The organism is Nostoc sp. DSM 114167, assembly GCF_052692655.1.
Genome location: NZ_CP195116.1, coordinates 1 through 14,111 on the forward strand (window position 1 = coordinate 1; position 14,111 = coordinate 14,111).

General features: G+C 44.1%; 24 protein-coding genes. 9 read left to right on the forward strand and 15 right to left on the reverse strand.

Translation table 11 applies throughout. From position 1 onward, the window contains the following. From NSTC731_RS00005 to NSTC731_RS00040, 8 genes are all read right to left on the reverse strand, one after another. Complete coding sequence (locus tag NSTC731_RS00005; protein WP_445629050.1) at positions 1-366, reverse strand: hypothetical protein; 366 nt, start codon at positions 364-366, stop codon at positions 1-3. A 1-nt stretch (position 367) separates the two neighbouring features. After that, on the reverse strand, positions 368-820 hold the full coding sequence (locus tag NSTC731_RS00010) for a hypothetical protein (RefSeq protein ID WP_445629051.1): 453 nt from the start codon (positions 818-820) through the stop codon (positions 368-370). Positions 821-823: 3 nt separating this feature from the next. Beyond that, a complete protein-coding gene (locus NSTC731_RS00015; protein ID WP_445629052.1) occupies positions 824-1,087 on the reverse strand; it encodes a hypothetical protein in 264 nt (87 codons plus the stop codon). After that, the gene (locus NSTC731_RS00020; protein ID WP_445629053.1) at positions 1,087-1,668 is read right to left on the reverse strand and encodes a hypothetical protein; all 582 of its coding nucleotides are present in this window, start codon (positions 1,666-1,668) and stop codon (positions 1,087-1,089) included. The genes NSTC731_RS00015 and NSTC731_RS00020 overlap by 1 nt, the downstream gene beginning before the upstream one ends. Positions 1,669-1,798: 130 nt before the next feature. Further along, positions 1,799-2,647, reverse strand: a complete 849-nt coding sequence (locus NSTC731_RS00025) for a hypothetical protein (RefSeq protein ID WP_445629054.1) — start codon at positions 2,645-2,647, stop codon at positions 1,799-1,801. A gap of 2 nt (positions 2,648-2,649) precedes the next feature. After that, positions 2,650-5,145 carry a hypothetical protein gene (locus tag NSTC731_RS00030; RefSeq protein ID WP_445629055.1) on the reverse strand — a complete coding sequence of 832 codons (2,496 nt, stop codon included), beginning with the start codon at positions 5,143-5,145 and terminating at the stop codon, positions 2,650-2,652. A gap of 2 nt (positions 5,146-5,147) precedes the next feature. Next, entirely contained in the window at positions 5,148-5,636 is a 489-nt protein-coding gene (locus NSTC731_RS00035) for a hypothetical protein (protein WP_445629056.1), read from the reverse strand. Further along, complete coding sequence (locus NSTC731_RS00040) at positions 5,636-5,989, reverse strand: hypothetical protein (protein ID WP_445626457.1); 354 nt, start codon at positions 5,987-5,989, stop codon at positions 5,636-5,638. The genes NSTC731_RS00035 and NSTC731_RS00040 overlap by 1 nt, the downstream gene beginning before the upstream one ends. Positions 5,990-6,212: 223 nt before the next feature. Between NSTC731_RS00040 and NSTC731_RS00045 the strand changes: the two genes are divergently transcribed. Next, complete coding sequence (locus NSTC731_RS00045) at positions 6,213-6,797, forward strand: tyrosine-type recombinase/integrase (RefSeq protein WP_445629057.1); 585 nt, start codon at positions 6,213-6,215, stop codon at positions 6,795-6,797. 388 nt (positions 6,798-7,185) lie between these two features. Here NSTC731_RS00045 and NSTC731_RS00050 read toward each other — a convergent pair whose 3' ends face one another. After that, positions 7,186-7,419, reverse strand: coding sequence for a hypothetical protein (locus NSTC731_RS00050; RefSeq protein WP_445629058.1), 234 nt, complete (start codon positions 7,417-7,419; stop codon positions 7,186-7,188). Between the two features lie 60 nt (positions 7,420-7,479). Here NSTC731_RS00050 and NSTC731_RS00055 point away from each other — a divergent pair, with 60 nt between their 5' ends. Then, complete coding sequence (locus NSTC731_RS00055) at positions 7,480-7,821, forward strand: hypothetical protein (protein WP_445629059.1); 342 nt, start codon at positions 7,480-7,482, stop codon at positions 7,819-7,821. Between the two features lie 71 nt (positions 7,822-7,892). Here NSTC731_RS00055 and NSTC731_RS00060 read toward each other — a convergent pair whose 3' ends face one another. The 6 genes from NSTC731_RS00060 to NSTC731_RS00085 form a co-directional block, all read right to left on the reverse strand. Beyond that, positions 7,893-8,531: a DUF4102 domain-containing protein gene (locus NSTC731_RS00060; RefSeq protein ID WP_445629060.1), complete on the reverse strand. Its 639-nt coding sequence runs from the start codon at positions 8,529-8,531 to the stop codon at positions 7,893-7,895. 61 nt (positions 8,532-8,592) lie between these two features. Then, entirely contained in the window at positions 8,593-9,288 is a 696-nt protein-coding gene (locus tag NSTC731_RS00065; protein ID WP_445629061.1) for a hypothetical protein, read from the reverse strand. A gap of 72 nt (positions 9,289-9,360) precedes the next feature. Further along, a complete protein-coding gene (locus NSTC731_RS00070) occupies positions 9,361-9,600 on the reverse strand; it encodes a hypothetical protein (RefSeq protein ID WP_445629062.1) in 240 nt (79 codons plus the stop codon). A 10-nt stretch (positions 9,601-9,610) separates the two neighbouring features. Then, positions 9,611-9,790, reverse strand: coding sequence for a hypothetical protein (locus tag NSTC731_RS00075; protein WP_445629063.1), 180 nt, complete (start codon positions 9,788-9,790; stop codon positions 9,611-9,613). 69 nt (positions 9,791-9,859) lie between these two features. Next, positions 9,860-10,435, reverse strand: a complete 576-nt coding sequence (locus NSTC731_RS00080) for a hypothetical protein (protein ID WP_445629064.1) — start codon at positions 10,433-10,435, stop codon at positions 9,860-9,862. 242 nt (positions 10,436-10,677) lie between these two features. Continuing rightward, positions 10,678-11,007, reverse strand: coding sequence for a hypothetical protein (locus NSTC731_RS00085; protein WP_445629065.1), 330 nt, complete (start codon positions 11,005-11,007; stop codon positions 10,678-10,680). Between the two features lie 279 nt (positions 11,008-11,286). Between NSTC731_RS00085 and NSTC731_RS00090 the strand changes: the two genes are divergently transcribed. The 7 genes from NSTC731_RS00090 to NSTC731_RS00120 all read left to right on the forward strand — a co-directional run bounded on the left by NSTC731_RS00090 (position 11,287) and on the right by NSTC731_RS00120 (position 14,048). Beyond that, on the forward strand, positions 11,287-11,580 hold the full coding sequence (locus tag NSTC731_RS00090; protein WP_445629066.1) for a hypothetical protein: 294 nt from the start codon (positions 11,287-11,289) through the stop codon (positions 11,578-11,580). Positions 11,581-11,699: 119 nt separating this feature from the next. Further along, positions 11,700-12,173: a hypothetical protein gene (locus NSTC731_RS00095; RefSeq protein ID WP_445629067.1), complete on the forward strand. Its 474-nt coding sequence runs from the start codon at positions 11,700-11,702 to the stop codon at positions 12,171-12,173. Then, positions 12,160-12,411 (forward strand): hypothetical protein, encoded by a 252-nt coding sequence (locus NSTC731_RS00100; RefSeq protein WP_445629068.1) that lies wholly within the window; start codon positions 12,160-12,162, stop codon positions 12,409-12,411. The genes NSTC731_RS00095 and NSTC731_RS00100 overlap by 14 nt, the downstream gene beginning before the upstream one ends. Positions 12,412-12,420: 9 nt before the next feature. After that, complete coding sequence (locus tag NSTC731_RS00105) at positions 12,421-12,933, forward strand: hypothetical protein (protein ID WP_445629069.1); 513 nt, start codon at positions 12,421-12,423, stop codon at positions 12,931-12,933. After that, positions 12,933-13,205, forward strand: coding sequence for a hypothetical protein (locus NSTC731_RS00110; protein WP_445629070.1), 273 nt, complete (start codon positions 12,933-12,935; stop codon positions 13,203-13,205). The genes NSTC731_RS00105 and NSTC731_RS00110 overlap by 1 nt, the downstream gene beginning before the upstream one ends. Beyond that, positions 13,187-13,726 carry a hypothetical protein gene (locus NSTC731_RS00115; protein ID WP_445629071.1) on the forward strand — a complete coding sequence of 180 codons (540 nt, stop codon included), beginning with the start codon at positions 13,187-13,189 and terminating at the stop codon, positions 13,724-13,726. The genes NSTC731_RS00110 and NSTC731_RS00115 overlap by 19 nt, the downstream gene beginning before the upstream one ends. Beyond that, complete coding sequence (locus NSTC731_RS00120) at positions 13,716-14,048, forward strand: hypothetical protein (protein ID WP_445629072.1); 333 nt, start codon at positions 13,716-13,718, stop codon at positions 14,046-14,048. The genes NSTC731_RS00115 and NSTC731_RS00120 overlap by 11 nt, the downstream gene beginning before the upstream one ends. Positions 14,049-14,111: the final 63 nt, after the last annotated feature.

Genomic DNA, 14,111 nt, shown 5'->3' on the forward strand with positions numbered 1-14,111 from the left:
CTAGAACTTGTCATCTCGGATTTGAAAATTAGACTGTTTGTTGAGGAAACCAGCTATTTGCTTAACCCAGTTAGCCAGTCGATCAAACTTGTGCTTGACCATGCTTTCAATACCGTTCAGACGATACTCAACAAAAAGCTTCTTTTCGCTGTATTCGGTTAGATGCACGTCTACTTTCCGCTCAACAGTATATAAGCGATCGACAAAGTTATCTTTAAGTTGATCGACGGCTGTCAAAACAGTAATTTCAACTTTGTTAATTTTGGCATTGATATTAGCTTCCACCTGTGCTAATCGGTAGATAGCTCCTATCAAAGTAAGCAAGCCAAGAATAATAGTTAAGGCATTGTTAATGTCAATTTTCATTTTATATACCAAGCGATGTTTTTATCGCCTGAACATCATCTTCTAGGCTTGTCGTATCGCTTCCTTCATATTGATAAATGGCAATATTGGCATTAATAAACCATTTAGGAACTTGAAGGGATAGAGAATAATTAATATTTAGATCGTCAAAAGTTATTAAATTAAACTTACCTAAAAATAAACTTTCAGCTCCGCCAACGAAAGTTGCGCCCAAGCCAGTTGTTAAACTGCGGCGTAAATATCCTGCATACTTCCAAATTGCTCCGACAGGAACAGTAGTGTTAACAGACACGGCAATAATAGGTTTATCAAACACTACAGGAATATTTATTTCAGTTATTCTTTGATAGATCGGTTTCCCTGCTGAATCATTCAAGTAACTTACAGCCGGGAAAGAATCACTGTATTGCAAATGCCAATTACTTTCTATCCCTAGCTGTAAATTGCGCGTCATACATCAAGCATGGGAGATTACAAAATCAACGTGTTCGGCAAATTCATCTAAAATTTCAAACGGATTAGGAATACCGTAATGCTCCAACTTATCGAGATATTCAACGATGTCAATTTTCCCAGTCAGCCAATCTCTACCCGCTTGATTGATGGCAAGCATTCCCTGAAATTCAGATTTGGAACAGTTGCCATCAACATCAACAGATAGCAGGTCTAACGGATCGTCTGGAGTCCAAATAATTCCAGTTCTCTCTGCTATCTTGCTCATTAGCCTTCAGGAGTGAATCTAGCCCGATTTTTACCGCCGTTTCCTTCAATGAAGGTCACGTACTCTGTTGTTTCTTCGATGGCCAAAACAGCTGCGTCGTAGGCTTCACCACCAGTCCCTTGACCAAAAGGCGAAGTGACCGAATCAACATCGGGCTTTTTATACTCAGCACCAGTAATTCGACTAGCTTTCTTGACAGTCCCAGGCACAACAGAAGTGAGTGTTAGCTTGGCAAACTTAAATTTTTTCGTGTCAATCTTAATTGGCGTGGTTAATGCGGCAAATTCGGTAGCTGTAGTAGTACGGCTAGCAAGCAGCCCCAAAAGCACTGTAGCCACACCAGCACCCTGTCCAGTTTGTCCACTCTTGATCAGTTGAGTGGGAAGATAAATCTTGGTAGTGCCAGCCGTGCCAAATGGAGAAACATAGCCATCTTCTCTTTCTGCCCTTGCCCGCTTGGTTTCGTCAGTAATAGCAGCAAACTTTGCTTGCCGTTGTGCTGGAGTGGATTCTAGCCATATTAGGTATTGGTCATATCGAGCTTTCTGTGCAGGATACCGATTCAGGTCTCTAAACCCCATAAATTTTATTGGTGAGAGTTACAGTTTTCACCAACTCTAGCCCTTTAAAATCCTTAGAATTGTGTACGGAAACCTAATAGGTTTTTACCTTTATTTTCTACCGCAGTTACCCCAAAGTACTCATCTAATCTCAGGGATAACGGACTAATCCCTGATTCCTGAATGTTGTATCAATTAGAAATACAGGTGGAACAAGATTACCTAGAGAGATGTAAGCACCTCTGAATCTCAGGAGTGACACAGGTCTATACCGTCGATTTTGTACCTGTTTGCCTAAAATTGTAGTTTTTCCGGCTGTAGCCGTTGTTGTGCTGGGTTTATCCGGATCGTTCAGTAATACCCTGTCTGCGTGAAATGGTACATCAATTACGTTGCAAATTTTCTCATAAATTTCTACTCCGTCAACTTTACTATTGACTAAGATGTAATTCCCTCTAGGAAATCCATTATCAGGATCGGTGTAACTTGCTGATTTATTTCCTGTGGTATAAGTTATTCCTCTACTACTTGATAAAAAAGTAGTTTTAATTTCGTTGGCTATTTCTGTCATATCTGCTTTGGTAATAGCTGGTTTAGCGTTTCCAGAAGCACAAGAGAATTTCATCAATCTGACAGATTTTTCATGCTGTATTGGTGATTCTTCAGGAGGTGAGGCCGACTCATCTTGTGAAAACACAAAAAATAATTGTGGATGCCCAGCAACTGGGGGAGCAGTATCAAATTTACTGCCATAAACTACAGCTAAATTTTTTCTGCTATAGCCGATTACATTAAAAAATAAATTATGACGCATATTCATAATTGCGTCGTTGTCGTCATCGGCAATTCTGCACGCTAATTTTAACGATGCCCGCGGCGATGATAAATCACCATTTCCTTCAACATCCCTAAAAAATCTATCTACCCGCCGATTGAATTCAGTTCTATAGGTTTGTTGGAGATGTTCAAACGGGTTAAAATCATCTGGGATATCTGCCATTATTAATCTTCTCCATCAAACAAATCGGAGAAGTCAAAGCTAAATGGCTGAGAGTTAGCAATTGATTGCTCAACCTCGTTTTTCTTATCCTTGTTCTCTTCAGTTGGAATACCACTTTCTTTTGGAGTGCCATCGGTATTCTTATCACCTTTGATGGCTGACTTGAATTCGGAGTTGGCACTATCGATTTGATTTTTAGCATCAACAATACTTACCGGAATTTGGACTACAGCCTGGATAGTATTAGCCCCAGCCTCAGCATTATTTAGGAAGGTAAAATACTTGTTGTGAAAATTGGGGTTAGGGTGAAACCATTCATAAGCTTTCTGACCCAATACGCCCCAGTATTTGAGAGCATTACCTATTTTTGCTGTATGACTACCGATAACTTCTAATGCGTTTATGGTTGTACTTACTGCGTTTGTTAGTGCGTTAAATACATTTGCTGATGCTTGATAAATTCTGTTAGCCATCGCCCATTCTTGGGTTAGCTTGGTGTAATTATCTGCACCAATAGCATCTTGAATAAGAGTTGTTGCGGTCTTACCAAGAACAGCGCCAACATCAATAGGTGTACCATCAAGACCTTTTGGTAATACTAAACCCAAGATTGTATTAATAATGCTTCCGAGTGTCTGACCTAAGTTATTTGTCAGCATCAGCGCATTGTGTAATGTGGTGGCGAATGTCAGAACCGCCAGTGCTTTCTCTATATAAGTGTTTTGAGCAACACTCGTTACCAGCCCGCTAATACCTCCCGTGACTTGTGCCCCAAGCTTGCTATTGATGATATTAAGTAAGGCCAATTGTGCAGCATTGCTTGCAGCACTTACTACAGCTAGTATTTGCTGACAGACAGCAAATATCGGTGCTAGGGCGGCCATGATTGGCGTGAGTATAGAAAATCTTGTTGTTGCGTGCTGTGCTGTACTGTTTGCACGAGTTTGAGTGTGTTGTGAAATAATCAGCGCTCTCAAGGAAGCTGCTTCTGCTGGATTCACGTCTCTTCCATTCCTTCCCGGTATGCCGGGTACACCTTGCCTTCCTGTTTGTCCTCTTGGCCCAGGCGTGCCGGGTAAAGTGACTAGGGTTGTAACACCGTCTCTCCCTGGAATGCCTGGTATTCCCTGGATACCTTGCAATCCCCTTTCTCCCTGCCTTCCAGGAATGCCAGGTATACCTTGCAATCCACGTAGCGACCTTACGCCCTGATAAAGTGCGATCGCAGTGAGTGCCGTAGTCAGCGCCACACCTGCTTTGCCCAGGGCATCACCAGCAATACGCTTTGCTTGTTCCCCTATTCCTTGCGCTTCATTCGCTTTCTTGTAGGCAGTGGTTGCGTTCTCATTCGCGATCGTGGCATTCCTCACCGCACCGTCAGCAGTTGTTTGCGCCGTTTTGGCGTTGTTGTTAGCAATCTGTGAAAAGTTTTCAGCACGTGTCGCCGTCACCTGCGCTGCCCCGGCTTGCAGTTTTGCTGCTTCACCAATGCCTTTGGCATCAAGAGCGATATTTTTTGCCTCAGCAGTGAGCGCTTCGTTGCGCCCTATGCGATTTTGCAAGCCAAGCAATTTACCTAAAATACCTGACACGCTATTACCAAGAGCTATAAGACCAGCCTCTACAGCATCAATGCGACCGCCTAGTACATTAAGGGTTGCTAATTGCTCAAACAATACTGCAAACGTGCCAAGGATATTGAAAATTTCAGCGATTCGCCCAGCTAATCTTCCTATACCGTTTAAGGCCTCAGTACTGATTCCTACTGCATTTGCTGCCTTAATTATTGCTTGATTGGCTATAGCCTCGGCACGGGCGATCGCTTCTCCTAAAGCTCCAACTTTTCCTTTCAACCCCTCAACGATACCCTTTAAACCTCCTACCGCTGAATTTGCCTCTAGTGCTGTATTCGTTGCGGTTACTGCTTTTGCTGTCGCACCTTGAGCTTCGGCAATAGCTTTTCCAGATTCCCCGATCGCTCGTGCAGCACTGCTCTCTGCTGTGACGGCTTTAACCTCTGCCCCTATCGCTTTATCGTAAGCAGCTACAGCCCTCCTCTCTGCCTCGGTTGCAACTCCGTTCGCTACGTTCGCTCTAAAAGTCGCTATTTCGGCATCCCTGACAGCTTGAGCCGCTTTCAGATCAGCTACCGTAGCTCTACTAATAGCGCTAGATGCTGAGTTTTCTGCTGATTTTGCTACACCTATAGCTTCAGATGCTTTGTCAACAGCATCTTGTATTTTTGGTCGTAAAGGTGCAATCAACCCTGATGCAATTGCAGTTGCAGCAACTTCAGCTATGCCAGGAATCTGAGGAATAATACTTGCCTCAGAAGCTTTCACCGAGCGGCGAACAATTGAATCTTCATCTACATTTTTTAGTCTGGCAAGTTGTGCTTTGATGTCATTGATTTGTGCTTGTAGTTTATCGCAACAATCGCATTTACCAGCACAATCAAGCGCTGATTGCATGGCTCCAATTACGCTTAATGTACTCATATTTAGCCGCAATTTCTATTTTTTAATTGATTGGATAAGCCCTCTATTTCCGCCCAATCGCTATTACTAATACACTTGCCACTACAGCCAGTGCCGCAAGCGATTTCGCATTCGCTCAATGATTTGTATATCCCTGGTGTGTTGTAGGTAGATTTTTTTATGCAAGCGCCATTAATGCAATCGTGAGGTAGTTGAGAATTATCCGGTTGGGATGGTGGACAAGAATTGGTGTAGTAAAGAAAAGCCACATCAGCGCAAGTATTTGTATTCGCTGCGCCTAGTATTTCACCAGTAGAGGGATCTCGTGCTTGAACCCAGAATTGAGCTACACCAGGGCAGGGACCAAAACCATTCCCTGCACTCACCATCTCACCAATCCAGTTGCCATCTGGAACATTAATTGAGTAACTCTGTGTAGGGTATATTTGTCCCGCAGAGGGAGTTCCTGGGATAGCCGTTGCCGAATAATACACCGTTACAGTACAAGACATTAGTAATCGCCGGGGTTGATAGTAGAGCCAGTATCAGGTTTGGCGAGTGATATTGTTTTCTGATCTTGTCTGTAAGGTGTATTGTCAGTCCCTCTAGTTGTAAAACTAGAAAATCCATCCGTCACAATTAATGATTGGTCGATATTTGAATCGAAATTTGATTGTGTCAAATAGCTCTCAGCATTTTTTACAATTGCTACTAAATGCCCTTCAGCGGTTGCCGTGGTAGGAGTTGCCAAGCCTACTGCGACAAAAGCACTATCAGGAATAAATAAGCCTGATGTAGTGGTGGTAGCCCCAGATGCTAAACGTGTTGTACCAGTTCCAAAAACTTGACCTAAATTTGGTTCCATTTCAAATAAAAGCGGATTTAGATGTTGTGAATAAATCCGTTGTATTCGTTAGCCAAAAATAAGTAAATGTTCCACTTTTATGTAGAAGTGGAACATTCACTGATGCCGTGTATCCTTTGCTAGGAATAGGATTGAGCCAATATTTGCTAATGGTAAATATTTAAGTAATTCCGCTTTCACCTCTGATTCAGGTAAAAGCGGAACACGCAATTTTAATTTCTATATGCCAAAGAGTAACAGAAAAGGAAAAGCTGCTGTAATCACAAACGCTGAATATTCCAAAGTCCGACAACAAATCCTAACAGAGAAGTACAAGTTGCTTTTAGACATTGGATGGTTCACCGGGGAACGCTGGGGGGCTTTGGTGCAGCTGAAGATTAGCGATGTTTACGATCGTCCAGGTATTGCTAAAACAGATATCATCTTTCCTGCAATCATCAGAAAGCATAGACCAGACGGGACAGCCGACACGACAGAAATTCCAGTACATCCAATATTGAAGGAGTCTTTGGAGCGATACAACCCACAAACAAGCAGTGAATGGTTATTTCCGTCAAGATGTGGAACTAAGCCGATTGTCTGGAAAAATGCCTACAACATTTTGATGGCTGCGGTGGAGAAAGCAGGGTATGAAGCGAAGGGAATATCCACTCACAGCATGAGACGGAGCTTTGTTAACCGACTCAGAAAAAATGGAATCCCGAAAGAAACTATTCGCACCTTCACTGGACACCGCGATAATAAAGGGCTTGACCCTTACTATGAAATTGAGACGGATGAGAGAAGAGGCGCGATCGCAACTCTATGAACCCCAACCTCCTATTCCTCCAAATCGAAATCTTCTTTGAGCGCTTGCAGAAGGGCGAGTACGATCACCCGGTGTACTTGGCTATGGCACTAGAAAATCTTACTAATCAGGCGTGGGATGAAGTTGACCAAATTTACCCAAACTTATGACAAACCGTCGCCGCGGGGAATAAGCTCAAACCAGTAGATGTTACTCACAGATGCAACACTGCGATCGCCTTGGTAAGGTAGGCGATCGCTTTTCATTAGGCATTGAAGGCTTAATGAAATTGACTCCCAATAAAAATTTTGCTTTTAAGCAAGATACTACGAAATATCAATACTTTCAACTCACTTTTAGAGGCCCTCAGCACAGCTTCAGCTTATTGAGAATGCTTGACACTATATGGTCATTGGTCATTGGGTGCTGAGGGAAGAGCGAGAGCGGACGACCAAGGCTTTTCTGCTTCGGCGATCGCAAACGCTAAAAACTCTTTAGCCTCATCAATTCTGCCAAGATTCAGATCGACTTGAATTATTTTGCAGGCTTCAATTAGCCCAACAAGCCTCATTTCATGGGTGTCGGGGATAATCTCTTCAAGGTGCTTGAGGGCATCGCCGCCCAGATGTGGATTTTTACTCATAACTCATAACTCCCAACTCCTGTAAAATATTGCCTTGTAACAGGCAATAGGGGAAGCGAAATGCCTAAAGGTGGGCGGAAATCTACAACTTGGAATGCTGGGTGGAATGGTGGGAAGACAAAATTGATCCGCGTGCCGATTGTACTGGAGCATGACATTTTGGATTACGCTAGAGCGGTAGATTCCAAACTGATAACTGATAAATCTCGACAGATCCCCATGCTGAAAGGGGATTTTTTACAGGAATTCACCCTTGGGCTGATAGACCGCTACATCGAACTTAAACGCCACAATTACCACCCTAACCAGAATTCTAGGAAGCTGGATACTAGCACCCGTGCATGGGATGAGCTACGGAAGTTTCAGAAGTTGATTCAGCAATCTCCTGAACTGCTGGGCTAAATGCTTTACGGCAGCGCTGACAAAACCAGCGCTGCACAATAGCCCCACTGGCTAACTTGTAGCTACCGTTTTTAAAAATTAGCGTTGTTTGGTCGCATCTTGGGCATGGTGGGCGATTCATTCTTCCAGCCTCGGATTAACTCCTCAATCTCAAATGGTAATTTACCATCTGCAATCCAAACTTCAATATCTGCTTTTTTACGTTTAGCAAGGATGCTGGTTACACTACCCAGGTAAAGGCGGTTTTTCTTCCTACCAACCATCCAGCAATACCGAAAATACCAATATTTATTACCAGACCGCTCGACCCAGTATTTCTCTATCCAGTGGGCATCGTGTTGGGGCGCAACTTTTTTGGTATCAGTTGAAACTTGCGCCCCAACACATGATTCTACGGTTGTGTTGGATGTAACTTGCGCCCCAACACGTAATTCCCACTCAGCCCAGGCTTGATGATAATCATCCAGGTTTTGATAATCGTCTGGGTCTGGTGGCTCGTCGCTATCATCAAAGAAAATTGTCAGTTGTCCGTTGTCACTTAACTTGCGGGGTACTTCCCCAAAGTGGGCAGGGTTCCACCTCTGTTCTGGCTCCTCATGTTGGGGCGCAAGTATTTCATCCCAGTAAGGATCGTGAATGGTAATCCTTTCCTCAGTTGGTGCAACAGTAAATAATGCTAATTGCCCAGGTACATCAGAATTATGTTTCATAATGTTTTTGAAGTAATAGAATTCGCGGCCGCTGTAACGGCCGTTTTTTTATACATAGAAACTAACCAGATGGGAATAATTCATCCCACTCTGTAGAGTTCCCAAACATCTCAAGTAAACGGTTATAATTGCGCGGAAACTCCCACCAACGCTCGCGTAAACATCGCCGTATAAATCCTTCTGGATTAAAAATTTTATCTAAACTACCACGGAGATTAAACATTAAAAGTGCCAACTTTATTTCATTAGTTGGACGTTCAAGCACTTCTTTCTCTGTGGAGTCAAAATGTATACCCGCTTCTTCTAGAGTTTCCAAGTTGATATCGGAATTAGAATGCTGCTGCTGTATAGAACCCGGAACGAGATACTTATGATTTGATGGGTCTGTTTTGTAACTTAAATTATGGTTTTGTAAGTTTTTTTCTCGCTTCTTTCTCGGTGGCTTCAACCACTCAAGGGGTCTTACAAGTAACTTAAATATCTTCCAACTGTACTGTTTAACGACTTGTATAACTCTGTGTTCTACTAGTTGGTCAAATATCTTTTTGAGATAATTATGTGAGTATCCTTTACCTCTTGCTTTGGCTACTGTGGCATTAAATTCTGATAAATCTGGTTCTATATCTTCAGCTATTGCACCCTGCCTCATTAGCCATTGCCAAAGTGATTTCGCAGCAGGGCAGATATGATGTTTGTAGCAGAATGCTTCATGTTCTTCCGTCCAAGGAAGTGAGTTTTTTTCTCTATTTTCTGGCATAATACTATTAGTTTGTTTTTCAGAAGGCCACCACGATCGCTAAATCTAACGGTGGCTTTTTGGTTTTTTTGATCAATTGCGAGTATTCTTTTGCTTGATATTCGCTGCTATCTCTTTTATGCGATCCACTAACTCAGGATTTTGCTTGAATAGGTTTGGCAGATCGGCTAAGACAAATGCTGTCAGCACGATCGCTTGATGCGGTTGCAGGTCTGAGTCAATGGTGCGGATGTAGCTGATGAGCTGGTCTAGCTCGTAGACGGCGAGGCTTCTAGCCCGAACTGCCTTTGATAAGAGTTTTGCTTTAGTCATTGGTCATTAGTCATTGGTCATTTGGCATTAGAAAACATTCCTCCCAGTGGTAAGTTGCCTCTGAGAGATTTCGCTCTACTAGCTGGTAAAGATGTCCTTTGCTGAAAATGAATTGGGGCAATTCAAGAACGCCGATTAATTCCCTTGTTTCAGCTATTTGTCCGGTACTGATTTTTAGAATCACTTTCATGCTTCGCACCCCGTAACATCTTCGTGGCGATCGCACTCCGAGTTGAAGTGAGGCGAGCGCTTTGGTCAATCAAGCACGCCGATCACGTTTTAAATCGCCAATAACTTTTTCTAAAATCCAGTTATCTAATTTGTCTGGGTTCAATTGCTGTTGACGTATAATCAACCGATTGGCGGTTTCTTCATTACCGTTGAGTAAATGAAGAAATTCTCTGTATAGTGGGCTATTCTTGGATACTGCTTTTGGTTTACTAGGTTGTCTCTTCATTGCTTTCAAGTTTGGCAATGGCATATCTTTGGGTGGAATTGGAGAAGGTTGGGTTTGTGGCGTTTTTGATTGTGATTGTTTGTGTGAACTGAATTGGGGCGGGGGCGGGGGGATTAGTTGTTGGGTAGGTTCAGCGTTGGGTTTATTTATGCCGTGTTCTTTGAGTAATAATTCATACTCTGTTATCTCTTGTGTGAAAAGCTCTATAGCTTGCTGGTATTCAGCTATAACTTCCTTGTAGCCTTCTACTGCTTCTTGGTATTGGTCTACAGCCCGTGTAAACAGTATTGTAGATTGTGCATATTTCCCCAAAGCCTTCTCTTGTTTAAACAGAAAGAAGAATGCAATAAATAAAGCAATCGTGAGTAGAATTTCCATAGTGAATTGAGTTGGTAGAGCAACTCATTCCACCATCTACGGGTTCTCTTGATGAAAGCATCAGAGGATACCCGTATTTGTATTTGAATTCTTCCTTGTAACTCTGAATATTGTTAGTCATCGCTTAACTTCAAGTTTTACTGGAGTTCATTACTAAAGCAGCAGTTCGTGGCGATCGCACTCCGGTTTGAAGTGAGGCGATAGCCACGAATAAAGCCGTCTACCCAAGCAGGTAAACGGCTTTATTCTTTGTGGTTTATGCTTACTTCTTTTAGCTCTTTGAGCCTATTTCTTAGGATCTCTGCTTGTTCTTCGTGGTAGGCCAGCTGCTTTTCAGTCTCGTCAACTAGCTGGCTGATTATTTTCCCAGGTATTGAGCTGTTTGTGAATGATCTTGAGGTATGGGAATCTCTTTTGTTGCTATCTTCTCCAGAAGTTCCGAGCGAGTAAGCCCCATGCTCTGCGCTAGTCTCTGAAAGAGTTCCCAAGCTTCGGGGTTGACTTTTAAACTGACTCCTTTGGTCTCTCTGCCTGACCTCGGACGACCTTTTCCTACCATTTTTTATTTCCATTGGTGAATACCTCGATTATTGCATATCCAGAAATCCATTATTGACTAGTATATCTAGATATGCAATATTATGGATTAATGGATATCCGTAAATCCATAAAACAAATCTCCCCAACGCCTAACCCTTTGCGTTGCAACCGGAGCAAGCACCCGCGCCTTGACCTTGCGCGGAATACCCTTTGACTGATGCCCAAATAAAAAGGCAATCACTGCTCGCAAGCGATCGCCTTGTTCAATGCAAATGGAAATTTATCAATTATCAATGAGGAGATTTTACCAAATGAGCAAGCCGTTAGGCTACTACACCGCTTACACCCCCGGCGACAATTCACTTTTAGAAAGACTGCAAGAGGAGTATGGCAGCACATTTGAAAAAATGACCAAACGAGAAAAACTGGTTATTCTCACCGTTTTGGCATCACACATTGGTTGCCAGCTAGAGGGAGATGTTCGGGGGCAAATTTTTGATGTTGCAAAACAGATGAGAGATGAGCTTTCACTCTCCGACCAGGGAGGAGTTATGGAAGCAATAATTTCCCAAGTCAGATGGGGGCAGAACTATGAGCAGCAGTAAAGGAGACTGTAAAGACTGCGGCATCTGCCGATTATTTGAGCTAGGTGTGTACAGCGTTCCATGCAGTCCACCTTGTTACGAGGAGACAGTACAAAAATCTACTCAGCAATGCGGCAGAAATGACACAGCAACTGCACACCACTCCTGAAGCCGCCAGATTGACTGGCATCCCAGAAAGTACCATTCGTTCGTGGTTAAGCCGACATCCTGGGGTATTTCAAATTGATGTTCACCTTGTGGTTGATGAACACAAGCAGAAACTCTGGACTGAAGCGGGAATTGAACTGTTGCACAGCCGCCGTGCAACGAAAAACGCAACTGAGGATGATGCAGAATTTGATGCAGAATCCGACGCACCCGATTTACTTGAGTCGCTATTAGAGGAGGACGCACAGCGACTAGCAAATGAATATTACCGACAGTTACCCGGTCGCACCTTGCAACGGATAAAACAGATGCGGTTTAATCCCACACCCGAACAACGCAAAATAGTCGAGTTGTCATTCCGCGCCGCCCTGAACGCGGGAACCGAGCATCTACTCTTACCCACATATCAGCCGATGTTGCTAGAGGGAGGAGATGAAACAGACTAAACAGCAACGCACCAGTAAAGTTGTACCATTCACCGGGGAATTTTACCCAGATATACCAGAACCCACGCCAGCCGGGAATAATCTCGCTGCTTTTTTAGTCATGCTTGCAGCTGCATTAGTCGCCGGCTTAAGCATGGGTGCAATCTCCACTTACCAAAGCGCGGATCAAGTGCAACTGCGCGAGATGAAGGCCCAAAGCCAACAGCTTGAGAAAGTCAAAAACCAAGTTTGTAGATAGGAGTAAACAATGGGAATCCTTGCACGAATTACCAGCGCTGCAAAGTCCAGCAACAAAAGTAATGAATCAACGCTTTCCGCGGGCGGCCACGGAATAGATAAAAATCGGGTACTGTCACCAACAGATCCAACCGTCATTAACCCAGTGAATGCGGGGAGTTGGGAGACTGTCAGGACAGCACCCGTCAATGATACACCACGTTACTTTAATAAGGCTGAGGCTGATGCACTCAAGCGAATTGCAACCCAAAAAACAGAAGAAGCGCGCCAGGCGAAACGCGCTTACAAATCGCTCAAAAAACTTGAACAATCTGATGCACAGGTACACACTGCCCATCGTACCTACATCAAGGGAGTCGCAGACAGCGAGCTCACCAAAAAACGCGCTGACGCTTCCACAGCTAGACATCTGCACGCCCTCAGACCAGAATACGCAAAGTTAGGTTTTGGTCTAGACCGCGCCGAAAACAAAGCACAGCAACGGATTGACGAACTCAAAGCCAAGGTCAAGGAAAAATACTAATGGCAAAGGCGGTACACCTGGGGGCTTGGTTCCTTTTGGGGTGTATCGCCTCTAGCTTTGTGGCTTGGCTAGGGGCGCTGCATCCTGCTTTGTTTCGTGTGATGTGGGTTGTCTATATTATGTCCGGCGCTGGGCTGGCTATCGCCTTGCTCACAGATGATGCTGTTAGGCCCTTTCTCAAACTGTCTGAGCCGGATTATTACGCCTTGCTGATTGCGATCGCAGTTTCGATTGTTCTGGGAGGAATGCTGTCATGGCTGATAGGTGGTTAAAAACCAACTGTTTGCTAGCTAGTGCAACAGCTTTTTGGCTGACTGCACTTTCTCCAGTTCCCGCGATCGCAAAGGGAATTAGCTACAGCTTGGCGCTTGTTGCATCAGTGCAACTTGTCCAGGAGTCGCGCCGGCTGATTGTGCAGGATGCCCGACGCGCAGCACTTGCAGCCATGAATCAAGAACTAGAACAAACTGAATTTGCACTGCATACCCAGCAGCAAGAGCAAGCGCTCTACGAAGTTTACGGCGACGCACCGACTTACCCTAAGGAAGTTAAGGAGGAGCTAACCACAAGTCTGGAACACTTGTACAAAGAGCCGAGCGCGGATCGGAGTCATGAACTTCAAACTTCAACTTCAGTTACCAAGGACTTCTATTTAGCTGTGAAGTCGCTACTTGAAGTCAAGGGCGAAACTCACGTTATAGAAGATGTGTTGCGGCTGGGGGGCGGGCAGTGGCAGAAAGGCAAACAGCGATTGCAGCAAATTTTAGAGGAGGGACAGAGGAATGGATGGTAACGAAGTGCTGGGTTTGGTGCTTACCAAAATGGCAACGTCTCCAGTCAAGGCGGATCGAGATGCGATCGCGCGAATTGAGCGCGAATGCCAAGCGGATATTCTCAAAATTACTACCTCATTGGAGAACTCGCGGATCATTGCCCAAGCCCTCAATAGCCATGAACAGGGTAAAGGATTGAAGATATTAGCAACCGGTCTGTTTTGGTCTGGTGTTATTGGTATCGCCACTCTCTTTGTTAGACCTTCTTACGTCTGGTGTGGCGTGTCGCTGGGCTTTGTGTCTGGGATTGCTAGCAGAGTTATGGAGCCGTTCAAAAGTTAAAAGCGATCGCGGTCAGAGGAGTGTGATCGCAATTGATTAATCGATTCAAACAAGTAAAAAATA